This window comes from Streptomyces sp. NPDC006365 (assembly GCF_042870755.1).
Classification (GTDB): Bacteria; Actinomycetota; Actinomycetes; order Streptomycetales; family Streptomycetaceae; genus Streptomyces; species Streptomyces xiangluensis.
Genome location: NZ_JBIAHS010000005.1, coordinates 383,565 through 401,836, shown reverse-complemented (window position 1 = coordinate 401,836; position 18,272 = coordinate 383,565). Strand labels below are relative to the sequence as shown.

15 protein-coding genes are annotated in these 18,272 nt (G+C 68.2%); 2 read left to right on the top strand and 13 right to left on the bottom strand.

The window, feature by feature from the left end; all coding sequences use genetic code 11:
- Positions 1 to 31: 31 nt before the first annotated feature.
- From mltG to ACFYO0_RS17830, 10 genes are all read right to left on the bottom strand, one after another.
- A complete protein-coding gene (gene mltG, locus ACFYO0_RS17875; protein WP_388676321.1) occupies positions 32 to 1,846 on the bottom strand; it encodes an endolytic transglycosylase MltG in 1,815 nt (604 codons plus the stop codon).
- A 124-nt stretch (positions 1,847 to 1,970) separates the two neighbouring features.
- Positions 1,971 to 2,435 (bottom strand): Holliday junction resolvase RuvX, encoded by a 465-nt coding sequence (ruvX, locus tag ACFYO0_RS17870; protein WP_388676319.1) that lies wholly within the window; start codon positions 2,433 to 2,435, stop codon positions 1,971 to 1,973.
- 17 nt (positions 2,436 to 2,452) lie between these two features.
- Positions 2,453 to 5,125 carry an alanine--tRNA ligase gene (gene alaS, locus ACFYO0_RS17865; protein ID WP_388676317.1) on the bottom strand — a complete coding sequence of 891 codons (2,673 nt, stop codon included), beginning with the start codon at positions 5,123 to 5,125 and terminating at the stop codon, positions 2,453 to 2,455.
- Positions 5,125 to 5,475 carry a DUF6167 family protein gene (locus tag ACFYO0_RS17860; protein ID WP_388676315.1) on the bottom strand — a complete coding sequence of 117 codons (351 nt, stop codon included), beginning with the start codon at positions 5,473 to 5,475 and terminating at the stop codon, positions 5,125 to 5,127. The genes alaS and ACFYO0_RS17860 overlap by 1 nt, the downstream gene beginning before the upstream one ends.
- Before the next feature lie 7 nt (positions 5,476 to 5,482).
- Complete coding sequence (locus tag ACFYO0_RS17855; protein WP_386346909.1) at positions 5,483 to 5,938, bottom strand: DUF948 domain-containing protein; 456 nt, start codon at positions 5,936 to 5,938, stop codon at positions 5,483 to 5,485.
- A gap of 199 nt (positions 5,939 to 6,137) precedes the next feature.
- Positions 6,138 to 6,752, bottom strand: coding sequence for a 30S ribosomal protein S4 (rpsD, locus tag ACFYO0_RS17850; protein ID WP_388676312.1), 615 nt, complete (start codon positions 6,750 to 6,752; stop codon positions 6,138 to 6,140).
- A 346-nt stretch (positions 6,753 to 7,098) separates the two neighbouring features.
- Positions 7,099 to 8,454 (bottom strand): replication-associated recombination protein A, encoded by a 1,356-nt coding sequence (locus ACFYO0_RS17845; RefSeq protein WP_388676309.1) that lies wholly within the window; start codon positions 8,452 to 8,454, stop codon positions 7,099 to 7,101.
- 109 nt (positions 8,455 to 8,563) lie between these two features.
- Positions 8,564 to 9,205 (bottom strand): vitamin K epoxide reductase family protein, encoded by a 642-nt coding sequence (locus ACFYO0_RS17840; protein ID WP_388676307.1) that lies wholly within the window; start codon positions 9,203 to 9,205, stop codon positions 8,564 to 8,566.
- A gap of 126 nt (positions 9,206 to 9,331) precedes the next feature.
- On the bottom strand, positions 9,332 to 10,594 hold the full coding sequence (gene hisS, locus ACFYO0_RS17835; RefSeq protein ID WP_388676304.1) for a histidine--tRNA ligase: 1,263 nt from the start codon (positions 10,592 to 10,594) through the stop codon (positions 9,332 to 9,334).
- Between the two features lie 12 nt (positions 10,595 to 10,606).
- Positions 10,607 to 11,320: an MBL fold metallo-hydrolase gene (locus tag ACFYO0_RS17830; RefSeq protein ID WP_386346917.1), complete on the bottom strand. Its 714-nt coding sequence runs from the start codon at positions 11,318 to 11,320 to the stop codon at positions 10,607 to 10,609.
- A gap of 167 nt (positions 11,321 to 11,487) precedes the next feature.
- On the opposite strand from ACFYO0_RS17830, the gene ACFYO0_RS17825 reads away from it, so the two are divergent.
- Together ACFYO0_RS17825 and ACFYO0_RS17820 are read left to right on the top strand one after the other, a co-directional pair.
- The gene (locus ACFYO0_RS17825; RefSeq protein ID WP_388676301.1) at positions 11,488 to 12,333 is read left to right on the top strand and encodes a peptidylprolyl isomerase; all 846 of its coding nucleotides are present in this window, start codon (positions 11,488 to 11,490) and stop codon (positions 12,331 to 12,333) included.
- Between the two features lie 134 nt (positions 12,334 to 12,467).
- Positions 12,468 to 13,697, top strand: a complete 1,230-nt coding sequence (locus ACFYO0_RS17820; protein WP_388676298.1) for a DUF349 domain-containing protein — start codon at positions 12,468 to 12,470, stop codon at positions 13,695 to 13,697.
- Between the two features lie 91 nt (positions 13,698 to 13,788).
- Here ACFYO0_RS17820 and ACFYO0_RS17815 read toward each other — a convergent pair whose 3' ends face one another.
- The 3 genes from ACFYO0_RS17815 to secF form a co-directional block, all read right to left on the bottom strand.
- Positions 13,789 to 16,371, bottom strand: a complete 2,583-nt coding sequence (locus tag ACFYO0_RS17815; protein WP_388676295.1) for a RelA/SpoT family protein — start codon at positions 16,369 to 16,371, stop codon at positions 13,789 to 13,791.
- A 227-nt stretch (positions 16,372 to 16,598) separates the two neighbouring features.
- Positions 16,599 to 17,147: an adenine phosphoribosyltransferase gene (locus ACFYO0_RS17810; RefSeq protein ID WP_344388062.1), complete on the bottom strand. Its 549-nt coding sequence runs from the start codon at positions 17,145 to 17,147 to the stop codon at positions 16,599 to 16,601.
- Entirely contained in the window at positions 17,144 to 18,271 is a 1,128-nt protein-coding gene (secF, locus tag ACFYO0_RS17805) for a protein translocase subunit SecF (protein ID WP_388676292.1), read from the bottom strand. The genes ACFYO0_RS17810 and secF overlap by 4 nt, the downstream gene beginning before the upstream one ends.
- Position 18,272 lies beyond the last annotated feature (1 nt).

The following is an 18,272-nucleotide window of genomic DNA, read 5'->3' as shown; positions in this document are numbered from 1 at the left end:
GCCGCCTCGACCATCTCTCAATCATCGCCTTCTAATCGTTCAAGTACTTCTCACGATTACGATTCTGCTCTTCGTTGGTCTCGGCGAAGAGCGTTTTGTCCTTGCTGATCGAGACGAAGTAATACCAGTTGCCCTTGGCCGGATTGAGCGCCGCTTCCAGCGCCTCGCCACCCGGGTTGCTGATCGGTCCGGGCGGCAGGCCCTTGATCTTGTAGGTGTTGTACGGGTCGTTGATTTGCCGCAACTCGTCGACAGCGCCCGTGGCGAGTTCGGACTCGCCCCTCAGGTAGTTGACCGTGGAGTCGAAGTCGAGCAGCCCGTACGTCTCGGTGTTGTCCGGCTTCAGCCGGTTGTAGACGACCCTCGCGACTTTCTCGAAGTCGCTCTTGTTGTATCCCTCGGCCTGCACCAGACTCGCCACCGTGATGACCTCCAACGGGTCCTCCAGGTTGAGTTTCTCGGCCTTCGCCTCAAGGTCGTACTCGGCGTACTTCTCCTTGGCCTGGGCGACCATCTTCTTCAGTACGTCCTCGGGCTTCATGCCCTTTGCGGCGGCGTAAGTGTGCGGGTAAAGGAAACCTTCCAGCGGATCCTTGATGTCGTCGTTGTTGTTCGCCCAGTCCGGAAGCCCGAGGCTCTGGTATTCCTTCTTGGCGACGTTCGCGGTGGTGCCCTTTTTGAGTTCAAGCCTCTTGTCGATCGCCGCGTAGACCGCGCTGTTGCGCTGCCCCGGCGCCACGATCATGTTGTTCTGGCTCTTGGGGTCGAGCATCATATTGACGGCGCTTTCGGCGGACATCTCCTTCCTGAGGAGATAGACGCCGGCCTGGATCTGCTGCCCTTCGGGATTCTGCGACTGTGCGGAGACGAACGCGTCGACGCTCTTCACCACGCCCGCCGCCTTCAGCTTCTGGCCGATCTCGTAGCCGCCCGAGCCCTTGGCGATCTCGACCATCACTGTCTGGCTGGTGCCGTCGCCCGCATAGTCCGGCGCCTCGCCGAAACGGCTCTGGTAGAACTGGTAGCCGTAATAGACGCCTCCGCCGAGACCACCGACGAGGACCAGCGAAACGACCAGGCAGGCGCAGCCATTGCGACTCTTCTTGCCAGTCTTCCCCTTGCCCTTGCCTTTTCCTTTGCCGCGCTTCCCGTCCGACGGATCGTCGTCGAAGTCGTCGTCATCGTCGCTGCCGCCCGAGAAGAAGGCGTGCTCGCCCTGATCCGGTCCCGGGTCCCAGTCGGTCGGCGGCGCGGGCTCGGGTTCGGTCCGGCGACGGCTCGGCGGCTGCGGGGGCGGGTACGCGTCGGGAGTCCCGTAGTAGTCGGACTGCTGACCGCCGTACGGGGCCTGCTGGCCTCCGTACGGATCGCCGGATTCCGATCCGTACGGGCCGTGCCCCTGGCCATGACCCTGCTGCCCGGTGTCCCAGCCCCCGTTGTGCTGCTGACCGTTCTGGCCCTGGTACTGCTGGCCGTCCTGGCCTTGGTACTGCTGGCCGTTCTGGCCCTGGTACTGCTGGCCGTTCTGGCCTTGGTACTGCTGGCCGTTGTTGTGGCCCTGGTACTGCTGACCGCCCTGACCGTAGTACTGCTGCTGACCCGGGCCGCCGTACTGCTGCTGTCCCTGGGCATAGTGCTGCTGCCCCTGGTCGTAGCCGGGCTGCTGCCCGTTGCCCCAGTCGCCGTACTGGTTCTGCTGCTGCGGCTGCTGCGAATAGTGCTGCTGCTGGCCGCCGTAGGAGGACTGGGCCGCGTGGCCGTCCTGTCCTCTCCATCCGTCGTCCCCGAACAACGGGTCCTCAGGATGCCACGGTTCGGAGCCCTGGCCCCGGCCATAATCAGTCATCGATCCCCTAGAAGCCGCGAGGCGGCGGTCGCGCGGCGCGTGTGGCCCGGCTCCCATCCGCCTCTCTGCTGTGCGGAGGCTATTCGAACGCCGCCGCATCGCGCGGAACGTTACCGTACCGCGATCAGATGACCACTTCGACGCCATCACCCGGAGCTTTACCTGACACCCGTTCGGATTCCAGTGCCTGCTGCAGGATGATGACGGCGGCAGCCTGGTCGATGACCGACCTGCCCTTCTTCGATTTCACGCCCGAGGCGCGCAGACCCTGACTGGCCGTGACTGTGGTCATCCTCTCGTCCACGAGTCTGACCGGAACCGGGGCAAGCATGCGGGCCAATTCCTGGGCGAAGGCACGGACCTTGACCGCGGCCGGGCCCTCGCCTCCCTTGAGGGATCGAGGGAGGCCGACGACGATCTCGATCGGTTCGTACTCTTCGACGAGTTGTTTCAACCGCCGCTGGGCGGCCGGGACGTCGCGGCCCGGAACGGTTTCCACCGGGGTGGCGAGGATCCCGTCGGGGTCACACGAGGCGACCCCGATCCGGGCGTCCCCGACGTCGATGGCGAGCCGACGTCCCCGGCGCATGACGCGTTCGTCTCCGCTCACTTGGCCGTCTCGGCAACAAGGCGCTCGACGGCGTCGGCGGCATCGCCGACGGCGGCCGGGTTCTGGCCACCGCCCTGGGCTACGTCCGGCTTGCCGCCACCGCCGCCGCCGAGGGTCTTGGCGGCCGTACGGACCAGGTCGCCGGCCTTGAGGCCGCGCTCGCGGGCGGCTTCGTTGGTGGCGATGACCGTCAGCGGCTTGCCGCCCATCGTCGTGAACAGGGCGACCACGGCGGCCCGGTCGCCCGGGATGCGGCCACGCACGTCGAGGACCAGCCTGCGCAGGTCGTCGGCGGTCGTACCGTCGGGGACCTGGCCGGTGACGAGGGCGACACCGCGTACGTCCTTGGCGCCCTGGGCGAGACCGGCGGCGGCCTGGAGGACCTTCTCCGCGCGGAACTTCTCGATTTCCTTCTCGGCGTCCTTCAGCTTGCCGAGCATGGTGGAGACCTTCTCGGGCAGTTCCTCGGGACGGCCCTTGATCAGCTCCTGGAGCTGGGCGACGACCGTGTGCTCGCGGGCCAGGAAGTTGTAGGCGTCCACGCCGACCAGGGCCTCGATACGGCGCACCCCCGAGCCGATCGACGACTCGCCGAGGAGCTTCACCAGGCCCAGCTGGGCGGTGTTGTGCACGTGGGTACCACCGCACAGCTCCTTGGAGAAGTCGCCGATGGTGACGACGCGCACGCGCTCGCCGTACTTCTCGCCGAACTCGGCGATGGCGCCCTGCTTCTTGGCCTCGTCGATGCTCAGGATCTCGGCGTTGACGTCGAGGTCGCGGGCGAGCACCTCGTTGATCTTCTGCTCGACGTCCGTCATCACGACCGTGGGCACGGCGGACGGGGAGCCGAAGTCGAAGCGGAAGCGGCCGGGCTGGTTCTCGGAGCCGGCCTGGGCGGCCGTCGGGCCGAGGGCGTCACGCAGCGCCTGGTGCGTGAGGTGCGTGGCCGAGTGGGCGCGGGCGATGGCCTTGCGGCGGCGTACGTCGATGACGGCCTGGGCGGAGGCGCCGACGGTGACCTCGCCGACCTGGACGACGCCCTTGTGGACGTACACGCCCGGGACCGGCTTCTGGCAGTCGCGGACCTCGATGACGGCACCGGAGTCGACCTTGATGCGGCCCGTGTCGCCGATCTGACCGCCACCCTCGGCGTAGAACGGGGTGCGGTCGAGAACGATCTCGACCTCGTCGCCCTCGGTGGCGGCGGGGGACGAGACACCGTCGACGAGGATGCCGACGACCTTCGACTCGCCCTCGGTGTGCATGTAGCCGATGAACTCGGTCTCGCCCGAGCTGTCGGCGATCTCGCGGTAGGCGCCCAGGTCGGCGTGGCCTGTCTTCTTGGCCTTGGCGTCGGCCTTGGCGCGCTCCCGCTGCTCCTTCATCAGGCGCCGGAAGCCGTCTTCGTCCACCGAAAGGCCCTGCTCGGCGGCCATTTCGAGGGTGAGGTCGATCGGGAAGCCCCAGGTGTCGTGGAGCAGGAAGGCCTTGTCGCCGGCGAGGACCGTGCCGCCGGCGGACTTGGTCTCCGTGACGGCGGTGTCGAGGATGTTCGTGCCGGCCTTCAGCGTCTTGAGGAAGGCGGCCTCCTCGGCGAGGGCGACCGTCTCGATGCGCCGACGGTCGGTGATGAGCTCCGGGTACTGCTGGCCCATCACCTCGATCACGACGTCGATCAGGTCCTGGACGACGGGACCCGTGGCGCCGAGGAGGCGCATGTTGCGGATGGCGCGGCGCATGATGCGGCGCAGCACATAGCCGCGGCCCTCGTTGCCGGGCGTGACGCCGTCGCCGATGAGCATCACGGACGTGCGGATGTGGTCGGTGACCACGCGCAGGGACACGTCGGAGTCGTGGGCGTCGCCGTAGCGGACGCCGGTCAGCTCGGTGGCCTTGTCGATGACGGCCATGGAGGTGTCGATCTCGTACATGTTCTGCACGCCCTGCAGAATCATGGCGAGCCGCTCGAAGCCGAGGCCGGTGTCGATGTTCTTGGCGGGCAGGTCACCGAGGATCGGGAAGTCCTCCTTGCCGGAGCCCTCGCCGCGCTCGTACTGCATGAAGACCAGGTTCCAGATCTCCACGTACCGCTCGTCGTTGACGGCCGGGCCGCCCTCTTCTCCGAACTCCGGACCGCGGTCGTAGTTGATCTCGGAGCACGGTCCGCACGGGCCCGGGACGCCCATGGACCAGAAGTTGGGGCCCATGCCCAGGCGCTGGATGCGCTCGGCCGGGACGCCGATGACGTCGCGCCAAATGCGCTCGGCCTCGTCGTCCTCCTTGTAGACGGTGATCCAGAGCTTCTCCGGCTCCAGCCCGTAACCACCCTTGTCCTGGGGCGAGGTGAGCAGCTCCCAGGCGTACTTGATGGCGCCTTCCTTGAAGTAGTCGCCGAAGGAGAAGTTGCCGCACATCTGGAAGAACGTGCCGTGCCGGGTTGTCTTGCCGACCTCTTCGATGTCGGGGGTGCGCACGCACTTCTGCACGCTGGTGGCGCGCGCGTAGGGCGGCTTGACCTCACCGAGGAAGTACGGCTTGAACGGCACCATGCCCGCGTTGACCAGGAGCAGAGTCGGGTCGTCCGCGATGAGCGACGCCGAAGGGACGACGGTGTGCCCGCGCTCCTCGAAGAAGCTCAGCCAGCGGCGGCGAATCTCAGCCGACTCCATCAGTGGTCCTCATTCCGGTTGTACGAGTACGTCGACCGCTCGACGTAGGTCGGGTTCTTGCTGTACTTCGGAGGGTTGCTGTTCTCCAGGGCGGCGACGCGCCGCGGGGAGGGCAGCTCGGGCTTCACGTTCAGCCCGAGGGCCTCGTCGAGTTCGGCCTCGCGCTGGGCCATGCCATCGCGGACGTCGAGCGCGAAGTCCTTGAGGCGGTGGCCCGCTTCGAGGGCCTTGCCCGCGGCCTGGTTCGCGAGACTCTCGGGCGTCAGCTGCTTGAGCTTGCGGTTGACCTTGGTGGTGGCCCAGACCCCGGCGGCTGCGCCGGCGGTGAACCAGAACGTACGGCGGAACATCGCTGCGTCAGTCCTTCTTACCCCGGTTGTTCCGGCTGTTCCGCTTCTCCCGTCGCGCGGACGAAACGGTGCGGCCCACGATCACGGTACGGCGCTCCGACTTGGCGGGCGCGTCCTCACGTCGGCCGCCGATGGCCCTGCGTACGCCGTAGCCGAAGGCCGCCACCTTGACCAGCGGGCCGCCGAAGGTGGATGCGACGGTCGTGGAGAGCGCCGACGCGTTCGACGTGACCTCCTGGACGTCGGAGGCGATGGCGTCGACCCGGTCGATCTGGGTCTGCGCGGAGCGCACCGCGGCGGAGGCGTCTGCCAGGAGCGGGACGGCCTGGTCGGTCACGTCCGCGACGAGCTTGGTGGTCGCCCTGAGCGTCTGGGCCAGCCTCGCGAGCGCCACCGCGAGGAAGGAGACCAGGATCGCCCAGAAGACGGCCACCAGGATCCCGGCCACCTCTCCACCGGACACTGCGCACCCGCTCCCTGGATTTCGTGCCTGAACATCTAAAAAGTCGTCTCCCGAGCCTATCGCGCCCAGGATGGCGCTCCGTACCGGATTTACGGCCCGGCCGTCGGCGGATGCGCGAAAGCCCGCCGCCTCGCCCGCCGGGAAGGGCGGGGAGACGGCGGGCCGACGCGCTGGTGGTGCTACGTACGCTGAAAGGTGATCAGCGGGCGTAGTACTCGACGACGAGCTGCTCGTCGCAGATCACCGGGATCTCCTTGCGGTTCGGCTCGCGGTCCAGGCGGAAGGCCAGGGCGCGGAGGTTCACCTGGAGGTAGCGGGGGGTCTCGCCGTCGGGGGCGAAGCCACCCTCGCGCGAGACCTGGAACAGCGGCTTCTCGCGGCTGCGCTCGCGGACCATCACGACGTCGTCGGGCTTGACGCGGAAGGACGGCTTGTCGACCTTGTGGCCGTTGACCTCGATGTGGCCGTGGGTGACCATCTGGCGGGCCTGGTAGATCGTGCGGGCGATGCCCGAACGCAGGACCAGCGCGTCGAGACGGCGCTCGAGCTCGATGACCAGGGCCTCACCGGTCTTGCCCTGCGTCTTGGCGGCACGCTCGTAGGCGCGGACGAGCTGGCGCTCGGACACGTCGTACTGCGCGCGCAGGCGCTGCTTCTCGAGCAGACGGACCTTGTAGTCCGAGTTCTGCTTGCGGCCGCGGCCGTGCTCGCCCGGCGGGTAGGGGCGGGCCTCGAAGTACTTGACGGCCTTCGGGGTCAGCGCGATGCCGAGGGCACGCGACTTCTTGACCTTGGGGCGGGACTGGTTCGCCATGAACCAAACACCTCGTGTTTCTGATGCGAATACGGCTTCACCAGGGTTAGGGGAGGTCGCATCCGCAGCCTGGGAAACCCTGCGGGCCCTTGACGGACCTGCCGGGCAGCCGCTCCCTGGTCTGGGCACATACGTGCAGCACGCGAGTGGCCCACCGACCGCTCCGGGAGACCGGGTGGTGGTGGGCTGCCCGCGACACCGTTCGACGGTGCGCGACGCTCCTGGATTCTCCTGCCTGTCGGCGGACAGCCGCTCGGCGAAGAGATTCCGGCTGGATGTCCCGTTCTGGTGGTGCCGACCGGAGCCGGACACGGGACTCAGCGCTGCAGAGAAGTCTACAGGGGGTTCAGGGCTGCTTCCGCCCGAGGTGCTTTCTGGTCCACTCCACCGCGTCCGCGTAGCGCGCCTCGGCGCCGTGCCGGGTCGGGGTGTAGTACTTCCGGTCCTTGAGCGCGTCCGGGGCGTACTGCTGGGGGGCGATTCCCTCGGGCAGGTCGTGCGGATATACGTACCCCTGCGCGTGCCCGAGCTTGGCCGCGCCCTTGTAGTGCCCGTCGCGCAGGTGCGGTGGCACGGGGCCCGCATGGCCTTTTCGTACGTCCTCCATGGCGGCGCCTATCGCCATCGTCGCGGCGTTCGACTTGGGGGCCAGCGCGAGAGCGATGGTGGCGTGGCTGAGGGTGAGAGCGGCCTCGGGAAAGCCGATCATGGCGACGGCCTGGGCGGCGGCGACGGCTATGGGCAGCGCGTTCGGATCGGCGAGACCGATGTCCTCGCTGGCGGAGATCATCAGTCGGCGGGCGATGAAGCGGGGGTCTTCTCCGGCCTCGATCATCCGGGCCAGGTAGTGCAGCGCGGCGTCCACGTCCGAGCCGCGGATGGACTTGATCAGGGCGCTCGCCACGTCGTAGTGCTGGTCGCCGTCGCGGTCGTACTTCACGGCGGCGCGGTCGACGGTCTCCTCCAGGGTCTGGAGGGTCACTTCCGTCTCTCCTTTGTCGAGCGCGGAGCCGGCCGCGGCCTCCAGGGCGGTCAGGGCGCGGCGGGCGTCACCGCCGGCGATCCGCAGGAGGTGCTCCTCGGTGTCCTCGGGGAGCGTGACGGCGTCCTTCAGGCCGCGCTCGTCGGTCAGCGCGCGCTTGATGAGACCGCGCAGGTCGTCGTCCGTGAGCGGTTCGAGGGTGAGGAGCAGGGAGCGGGAGAGGAGGGGGGAGATCACCGAGAAGTACGGGTTCTCGGTGGTCGCGGCGATCAGCGTCACCCAGCGGTTCTCGACGGCCGGGAGCAGGGAGTCCTGCTGGGCCTTGCTGAAGCGGTGGATCTCGTCCAGGAAGAGGACTGTCTCCTTGCCGAAGCCGCCGGTGGCACGGCGGGCGCCGTCGATGACCGTGCGGACCTCCTTGACGCCCGCGGTGATCGCGGAAAGCTCCACGAAGCGCTTGTTGGTGGCCTTGGAGACGACGTACGCGAGGGTCGTCTTGCCGGTGCCGGGCGGACCCCAGAGGATCACGGAGGAGGGTCCGGCCGGGCCCCCGCCTCCTTCGCCGACGAGCCGGCGCAGGGGTGATCCGGGCTTCAACAGGTGCTGCTGGCCCACGACTTCGTCCAGGGTGCGCGGGCGCATCCGTACCGCCAGGGGGCTGCTGGACGGGTCCTTCTCCTGGCGTTCTTCTGCTGCGGCGGTGAACAGGTCGGGCTCCACGAGGAAAACCCTATGTCACGCGACTGACAACGCCCCGGGCCGCGGTCAGCCGGTCCGTTCAACGATCCGGACATCTGGTCCAGTCAGCCGGTGCGTTCAACTGGTCCGGTCAGCTGGTCCAGAACTCCCACCAGCGGGTCAGGATCAGCATGCCGATGATCCCGATGTGCAGCACGGGCAGCACCCAGGCGAACTCGCCGAGGAAGCCCTTCAGCCAGCCGGGCGCGGGCAGGAACCCGTGCCGGACGTTGAACGCGGTGACGGTCCAGAACATGACGATCGTGGCGACCCAGGCGAGGCAGCACCACAGGCACAGGGAGTTGATGTTGTAGAGCGACTGGTACATGAGCCAGGTGCAGAAGCCGACGCCGAAGAGCGTGCCCGCGTTGAAGGTCAGCCAGTACCAGCGCGGGAACGTGGCCCGGCCCAGGAGGCTCACGCCGACGCCGATGACGATGGCGTAGGTGACCAGGCCCAGCATCGGGTTGGGGAACCCGAAGACCGAGGCCTGTTCGCTCTTCATGATGTTGCCGCAGGAGACGACCGGGTTCAGGCTGCAGCCCGGAGTAAAGTTCGGGTCCTCCAGGAGCTTGAACTTGTCGATCGTGATGACCCAGGAGGCCAGCAGCCCGGCCGCGCCCGTGATCACCAGCAGGAGGGCGAGAGCACGGCTCCCGCCCACCGTGCGTGGCGGGCCCTCGGCATGTGCCTGGTCGACTGAGACGCCTTCCCTGACTGTCGTCTTGCTCATCACGCCGTTTCCGTAGCTTGAGGGGGGTCGACGGGCACGGTCATTGTGCCGCACGCGCGCGCGTATCCACCGTTCGCTGGACATAAGGAAGTACGCACAGCAGCCCGGGAACGTTCGCTCGAGACCTCACCGCAGCCGGGCCTCCAGCTCCGCCACGATCTCGTTCACCCCGACAGCCTCCTGCTCCCCGGACTCCATGTCCTTGAGCTGAACGACACCCTCGGAGAGGTCACGCTCGCCGGCGACGATGGTGTACCGCGCCCCACTCCGGTTCGCGCTCTTCATCGCCCCCTTGAGCCCCTTCCCGCCGTACGAGAAGTCAGCCGCGACGCCGACCTTGCGCAAATCGGTGACCACCCCGAAGAGCACCCGCCGGGCCTCTTCGCCGAGCGGCACCGCGAACACGCTGGTGGACGCGGGCAGTTGGAGCTCGACGCCTTCTGCCTCCAGGGCAAGGACCGTACGGTCGACGCCCAACGCCCAGCCGACCGACGGCAGCGCGGGTCCGCCGATCATCTCGGAGAGCCCGTCGTAGCGGCCGCCGCCGCCCACCGCGGACTGCGAGCCCAGACCGTCGTGCACGAACTCGAAGGTCGTCCGCGTGTAGTAGTCCAGGCCGCGCACCAGCTTCGGATCGTCCTCGAAGGAGACCCCGGCGGCCGTGATCAGCTCGCGGACCTCCTCGTGGTACGCCTTGCACGCGTCGCAGAGGTAGTCACGCAGCAACGGCGCCCCCACGAGCTGCTTCTGCACGTCGTCGCGTTTGTCGTCGAGGACGCGCAGCGGGTTGATCTGGGCGCGGCGCAGCGTGTCCTCGTCGAGTTCGAGCCCGCGCAGGAAGTCCTGCAGCGCGGCCCGGTACACCGGACGGCACTCCTTGTCGCCCAGCGAGTTGAGCAGAATGCGGAAGTTCCGCAGGCCGAGCGAACGGTACGCCTGGTCCGCCAGGATGATCAACTCGGCGTCCAGCGCGGGGTCTTCGGCCCCGATCGCCTCCGCGCCCACCTGGGAGAAGTGGCGGTAACGGCCCTTCTGCGGGCGCTCGTAGCGGTAGTACGAGCCCGAATACCAGAGCTTGACCGGGAGGTTGCCCAGCTTGTGGAGGTTGGCCTCGAGCGCGGCGCGCAGTACGGAAGCGGTGCCCTCGGGCCGCAGTGCGAGCTTGTCGCCGCCCTTGGTCTCGAAGGCGTACATCTCCTTGGTCACGATGTCGGTGGACTCACCGACCCCGCGCGCGAAGAGTTCGACGCTCTCGAAGCCGGGCGTCTCGATGTAGCCGTAACCGGAGTTCCGCAGCGGCGCGGCGATCGCCTCGCGCACGGCGAGGAACTTCGCACTGTCCGGGGGAATCAGGTCGTACGTGCCCTTGGGGGCCTTGAAGGTGCTCACGGAAGTCTCTCGTCACATTCCTCGTCGAGGAGCGGATGCGGGATCCGCTGCCGGGCCGGCCGCCACCTGCCGCAGATACGGGTTGGTGGCGCGCTCCTGGCCGATGGTCGTCTGGGGGCCGTGACCGGACAGCACCACGGTCGAGTCGTCGAGCGGCAGGCACACGCGGGCCAGCGAGTCGAGCATCTCGGCCATGTCACCACCGGGCAGGTCGGTGCGTCCGATGGAGCCGGCGAACAGCAGGTCGCCCGAGAAGAAGATCGGCGGGATGTCCGCCGCCTCGGGCAGCCCGAAGGTCACCGACCCCTTCGTATGGCCCGGCGCGTGCGCGACGGACAGCTCCAGACCGGCCAACTCCAGCTTCGCGCCGTCGGTCAGCTCCTTGACGTCGTCCGGCTCCCCCACGGTCAGCTCGCCCATGAGCGGCATCCCGATGGAACGGCCGAGACCCATCGACGGGTCCGTCATCATGTACCGGTCCTCGGGGTGGATCCACGCCGGTACGCCGTGCGCGCCGCACACCGGGACGACCGAGGCCACGTGATCGATGTGGCCGTGCGTGAGGACGACGGCGACCGGCTTGAGCCGATGCTTCTTCAGCGTTTCCTCGACTCCCTCGGCGGCCTCGTGGCCCGGGTCGATGATCACGCACTCCTCGCCTGCGGCGGGGGCAACCAGATAACAGTTGGTGCCCCAGGCCCCGGCGGGGAACCCGGCAATGAGCACGATCGTCCTTCGGTATGTCGTACGGGGGCGGGTGGCTGTGGACCAGAGCCTACCGGCGCTGCAGGAACCACAGCGAACCCATATACGGTACGGGGCACACGCAGGCGGTCGGCTCACAAGACGCACGCGTCCCACCTGACGTACGAGACGCATGAGGAGAGAACCCGGTGGTCACCCAGGAACAGCGGCGGCGTCAGCTCGCCCGGGAGAAGTTCTTGCGGCAGCAGCAGCGGCGTACGGCCGCGCGGCGCAAGGCACGTGTCCGCAACGCCTCCATCGCGTCGGCGCTCGGTGTGATCCTGGTGCTGGTCATGGTCGCCACCATGACGGATGCCCTCAAGGGCAACGACACGAAGGACAACGCGAACGCGGAGGTGACCCCGAGCGCCTCCCCCAGCAAGGCGCCGGACCCCTGCGAGAAGCCCGCCGCGGGCAAGGTGAAGCCGCTCAGCTACAAGAAGGAGCCGGCGATGACCATCGACAAGTCGGCGGACTACACGATGAAGCTTGAGACGACCTGCGGCACGATGGACATCGAGATGCCGGCGTCGAAGGCTCCGCGTACGGTGAACTCGTTCAACTTCCTGGTGGGCAAGGGCTATCTGGACCACACCAAGTGCCATCGGCTCGTCCCCGAGGGCATCTACGTGCTCCAGTGCGGTGACCCCAAGGGTGACGGCACTGGCGGTCCCGGTTACACCATTCCGGACGAGAACCTGAAGGACGAGCGCCTGAAGGGGAACGTGTATCCGGCGGGCACGGTGGCCATGGCCAACCAGTACAACGCGCAGACGAAGGAGGGCCGCGACTCCGGTGGCAGCCAGTTCTTCCTCGTGTACCAGGACAGTCAGCTGCCGCCCGACTACACGCCGTTCGGAACGATCTCCAAGGAAGGCATGGAGGTCCTGAAGAAGATCTCGGACGCCGGCGCCCAGCCCGCGGACCCCACGACTGGCAACACCGCACCGAATGCGACGGTCGTGATCAACAAGGCGACCGTGACGAAATCCTGATCGCCAGGTGCGGAATTTCGGTCGCGCGGTATGCGGACAGCCGCCCCGCCGGTCGCCTATGTTGGCCGTGACGAAACTGTGGACGATGCCGGGGGTACAGCCACCCTACGCAGGCATCATGTGGAGGAGGCGCTGTGAGCAGCGACCCGTGGGGCCGCGTCGACGAGACGGGCACCGTGTACGTGCGTACGGCCGATGGCGAGCAGGTCGTCGGTTCCTGGCAGGCCGGCTCTCCTGACGAGGCACTGGCCTACTTCGAGCGCAAGTACGAGGGCCTGGTTGTGGAGATCGGCCTCCTCGAGCGACGAGTGAAGACCACCGACCTGTCGGCCAAGGACGCGATGGCCGCGATCGACCACATCCGCGAGCAAGTCGACGCCCATCACGCAGTCGGCGACCTGGACGCCCTTCGGGTCCGGCTGGACAAGCTCGTGGAGACGGTCGACAAGCGCCGCGAGGAGCGCAAGGCCCAGCGGGCGAAGCAGTCCGACGAGGCTCGGCACGCCAAGGAGGCGTTGGTCGCCGAGGCGGAGGAGCTGGCGCAGTCCGACCAGTGGCGCGCGGCCGGCGAGCGGCTGCGAGCCCTGGTGGACACCTGGAAGGGGCTGCCGCGGCTCGACCGCAAGTCGGACGACGAGCTGTGGCATCGCTTCTCGCATGCCCGCTCGGCGTTCTCCAAGCGCCGCAAGGCGCACTTCGCGCAGCTGGACGCGCAGCGCGAGGAGGCCCGCAAGACCAAGGAGAAGCTGGTCGCGGAGGCCGAGGCGCTGTCCGGCTCCACGGACTGGGGTCCGACGGCGGCGCGCTACCGCGAGCTGATGTCGGAGTGGAAGGCCGCGGGCCGCGCCCAGCGCGAGCACGAGGACGACCTGTGGAACCGCTTCCGCGGCGCCCAGGACATCTTCTTCGCGGCCCGCAGCTCGGTCTTCGCCGAGCGGGACGCGGAGCAGGCCGAGAACCTCAAGCTCAAGGAGGAGCTGGCCCATGAGGCCGAGAAGATCCTCCCGGTGACGGATCTGAAGGCGGCCCGCGCCGCCTTCCGCGCCATCAACGAGCGCTGGGAGGCCATCGGTCATGTGCCGCGCGACGCCCGCCCGAAGGTCGAGGGCCGGATGCACGCGGTCGAGCGGGCCATCCAGGAGTCCGAGGAAACCGAGTGGCGCCGGACGAACCCGGAGGCACGCGCGCGTGCCGAGGGTCTGACCGGTCAGCTCCAGGCCGCGGTCGACAAGCTCCAGGGCCAGATCGAAGCGGCGCGCGCCGCGGGCAACAACGCCAAGGCCGACAAGCTCCAGAAGGAGCTCGATGGCCGTCAGGCGCTGCTGGACCAGGCGCTGAAGGGTCTGCAGGAGTTCGGCGGCTGAGTCTTCCCGCAGTTTTCCCGCTACTACGCAGAAGGGGCTTCCGTACGCAACGTACGGAAGCCCCTTCTGCGTAGTAGCGGCGCAGCGGTTGTTACGGCCTGCGTGCCGACGTCACCCGATACACGTCGTACACGCCTTCCACGCCCCGTACGGCCTTCAGGACGTGCCCCAGATGCTTCGGGTCTCCCATCTCGAACGTGAAGCGGGAGGTGGCCACCCGGTCGCGGGAGGTCTGGACGGCCGCGGAGAGGATGTTGACGTGCTGGTCCGAGAGGACGCGCGTGACGTCCGAGAGGAGGCGGGAGCGGTCCAGGGCCTCGACCTGGATGGCGACCAGGAAGACCGAGGACTGGGTGGGCGCCCACTCGACATCGAGGATGCGCTCGGGCTCGCGGGACAGGGAGTCGACATTGACGCAGTCGGTGCGGTGGACCGATACGCCGCTGCCGCGCGTGACGAAGCCCATGATCGGGTCGCCGGGGACGGGCGTACAACAGCGGGCCAGCTTGACCCATACGTCGTCGACGCCCTTGACCACGACGCCCGGGTCGGCGCTGGAGCGGCGTTTGCGGCTGCGCCCGCGCGCGGGCGGCACGCTCTCGTCGATCTCCTCGGTGGCGGCCTCCTCGCCGCCGAGCGCCTGGACGAGCTTCTGCACGACGTTCTGCGCGGACACATGGCCCTCGCCGATCGCCGCGTACAGCGCGGAGATGTCGGGGTAGCGCATCTCGTGGGCGAGCGTGACCAGGGAGTCGCCGGTGAGAATGCGCTGGATCGGCAGGTTCTGCTTGCGCATCGCGCGGACGATGGCGTCCTTGCCGTGTTCGATGGCCTCGTCGCGGCGCTCCTTGGAGAACCAGGCGCGGATCTTGTTGCGGGCCCGCGGTGACTTCACGAAACCGAGCCAGTCGCGGGAGGGGCCCGCGCCGGCCGCCTTGGAGGTGAAGACCTCCACCAGGTCGCCGTTGTCCAGGGTCGATTCGAGCGGTACGAGGCGACCGTTGACCCGCGCGCCGATGGTCCGGTGGCCGACCTCCGTGTGGACCGCGTAGGCGAAGTCCACCGGGGTCGCCCCCGCGGGGAGCGCTATGACGTCGCCCTTGGGCGTGAAGACGAAGACCTCGTTGCGGGACAGGTCGAAGCGCAGGGACTCCAGGAACTCGCTGGGGTCCTCGGTCTCCTTCTGCCAGTCGAGCAGCTGGCGCAGCCACGCCATGTCGTTGACGGCGTCCTTGTCCTTGCCCAGGCCCTTCGGCGCGTCCGTGCGCACCTTGGAGGCGCCGGCGGAGGGATCCTGCTTGTACTTCCAGTGCGCGGCGATGCCGTACTCGGCGCGGCGGTGCATGTCGAACGTACGGATCTGGAGTTCGACGGGTTTGCCGTTGGGCCCGATGACCGTCGTGTGCAGCGACTGGTACATGTTGAACTTGGGCATCGCGATGTAGTCCTTGAACCGGCCGGGGACCGGGTTCCATCGCGCATGCACGGTGCCGAGGGCGGCGTAGCAGTCCCTGACGGTGTCGACCAGTACACGGATGCCCACCAGGTCGTAGATCTCCGCGAAGTCCCGGCCGCGGACGATCATCTTCTGGTAGACGCTGTAGTAGTGCTTCGGGCGCCCGGTGACGGTCGCCTTGATACGGGCGGCGCGCAGGTCGGACTGGACCTCGTCGGTCACTATGGCGAGGTACTCGTCACGCTTGGGGGCGCGCTCGGCGACGAGGCGGACGATCTCGTCGTACATCTTGGGGTAGAGGATCGCGAAGGCGAGGTCCTCGAGCTCCCATTTGATGGTGTTCATGCCCAGGCGGTGGGCGAGCGGCGCGTAGATCTCGAGGGTCTCGCGCGCCTTCTTCTCCTGCTTCTCGCGCTTGAGGTAGCGCATCGTTCGCATGTTGTGCAGGCGGTCGGCGAGCTTGATGACCAGGACGCGGGGGTCCTTGGCCATCGCGACGACCATCTTGCGTACGGTCTCGGCCTGGGCCGCCTCGCCGAACTTGACCTTGTCCAGCTTGGTGACGCCGTCGACGAGGAGAGCGACCTGGTCGCCGAAGTCGCGGCGGAGCTGCTCGAGCCCGTATTCGGTGTCCTCGACCGTGTCGTGCAGCAGGCCCGCCATCAAGGTGGCCGGGTCCATGCCGAGCTCGGCGAGGATGGTGGTGACGGCGAGCGGGTGCGTGATGTACGGGTCGCCGCTCTTGCGCTTCTGACCGCGGTGCCAGCGCTCGGCGACCTGGTAGGCCTTCTCGACCTGGCGCAGCGTGGAGGTCTCGATCTTCGGGTCGTTGCTGCGCACTATCCGCAGCAGGGGCTCCAGGACCGGGTTGTACGGGTTGGAGCGCTGGACGCCGAGGCGGGCGAGACGGGCGCGTACGCGATTGGAGGAGCCGCCGGAGCGGGCGGGCTGGCCGGGCGCGGGGCGAACCGCGGGTGCGGTCGTGGGCGTGGGTGAGGGCTTGGGCCGCTCGCGCTCGGCAGGAGCGGGCTTCGGGCGCGACTGCTCGGCCGCTGTGCCGCCGGGGACGGGCTGGGCATGCTGGACCGGCCCGCCGGTGTCGCTCCTGGCGTTCTTCGTGGGCGCGGCCGCGGTGCCCGTCGTCGAGTCGGGCTTGGCGGCTGGGGGTGCCCCCAGGTGTTCAGCCCTGGGAGTCAGTGGCTGGGCCTCGTCTGCCAAGAGGGCTCCTCGTGCGCGATCCGGGTCCCCCGGTCAGGCTCCGGAGATCCCATGGTAGCGATCCCGTGCTGCGGACTCGCCTTCGCCCGGAGAGACGGCCTTGTACAGGAGAACCGCGGGAGGCGGGCACCGGATTCCTCCGGGCCCGCCTCCGCGGTGTCCTACGAGTGTCCCAGGCCTTGCGTACGCCCTGCCTCAAGGTGCCCGGGCGTCACTCAGTCCCTCACTCAGACCGTGAGGAGCGCCTCCAACGGGGCACCCGCGAGGGCCGGTTCCAGCCGCCCCCGGCCGCCGAGGAAGCCGAGCTCCATGAGGACGGCCACTCCGGCCACCTCGGCGCCGGCCCGGCGGATCAGCTGGAGCGCGGCCTCCGCGGTGCCTCCGGTGGCGAGGACGTCGTCGACGACCATGACGCGGTCGCCCACGGCCAGGTCCTCGGCGTGCACCTCGATCTCGGCCGAGCCGTACTCCAGCTCGTACGCCTGGCTCAGCGTCGCCCCGGGGAGCTTGCCGGCCTTGCGGACGGGGATGAAGCCGAGCCCGGCGCGGACGGCTACGGGGGCGCCGAGGATGAAGCCACGGGCCTCCAGGCCCACGATCTTCGTGGCGCCGCTGCGGACGCTGATCTCGGCGAGCGCGTCGGTGAGTGCCGTGAACGCCGCCGGGTCGGCCAGGAGCGGGGTGATGTCCTTGAACATCACGCCCGGCTCCGGATAGTCGGCCACGTCCCGGATACGGCTGAGCAGCAACTCCGAGATGTCTGTGAGCTCGCTCATCGGCGCTTCCCGGAAGGTCGGCCGCGACCCCTGTTGCGGGACGACGGCTGGGAACGCTGGCCGCGCGGCGGCCCGACGACCGCGGGCGCCGCGTCTTCCGGCCCCTCGTCGTACGGTTCGTCGACGGCCGGGGCCTCCGGGGGCTCGCTCTGTGAGGCCGCCGAGGCGCGCTTGGCGAGTACGCGCTTCTTGAGCGCCTTCATCTGCGGCTCGCGCTCCTTGAGGTCGGCGACGAGCGGCGTGGCGATGAAGATCGAGGAGTACGCACCGGCCGCGAGGCCCACGAACAGCGACAGCGAGATGTCGTTGAGCATGCCCCCGCCGAGTACGCCGCCACCGATGAACAGCAGTCCGGCGACCGGGAGCAGCGCGACCACCGTGGTGTTGATGGAACGCACCAGGGTGCTGTTGATCGAACGGTTGGCGACCTCGCTGTAGGTCCAGCGGGTCTGTTTGGTGAGGTCCTTCGTCTGTTCCTTGAGACTGTCGAAGACGACGACTGTGTCGTACAGCGAATAACCGAGGATCGTCAGCAGACCGATCACGGTGCCTGGTGTGACTTCGAAGCCGACGAGGGCGTAGATGCCGACCGTGATGGTGATGTCATGGATGAGGGCGACGAACGCCGCCATGGCCATGCGCCACTCGAAGGCGATCGCCAGATAGATCACCACCAGGACCAGGAAGATTCCCAGGCCCTGCCAGGCCTTGTTGGCGATCTGGTCACCCCAGCTGGGTCCGACGAGATCGGCGCTGATCCTCTCCGCGTCGAGGTTCATGTCCTGGGCGATTTCCGACTTGATCTGGTCGGACTTGTCCGTGTCCACACCGGCGACCTGGATGCGCAGCCCGCCCGTGCCGAGACCCTGCACGATCGCGTCGTGGCCGGCTGCCTCCTCCGCGTACTCCTCCGCCTGGGAGGCCGAGACGCTGGTCTTCGGAGTGGTGAAGACGGCGCCGCCCTCGAACTCGATGCCCATGTTCAGGCCGCGTACCGCCAGGCCGACGATGGCCGTGATGGTGATCAGGATCGAGACGCCGTACCAGAGCTTGCGCTTGCCGACGAAGTCGTAGCCGACCTCACCGCGGTAGAGACGGGCGCCGAGGTTGCCGAGCTTCGACATC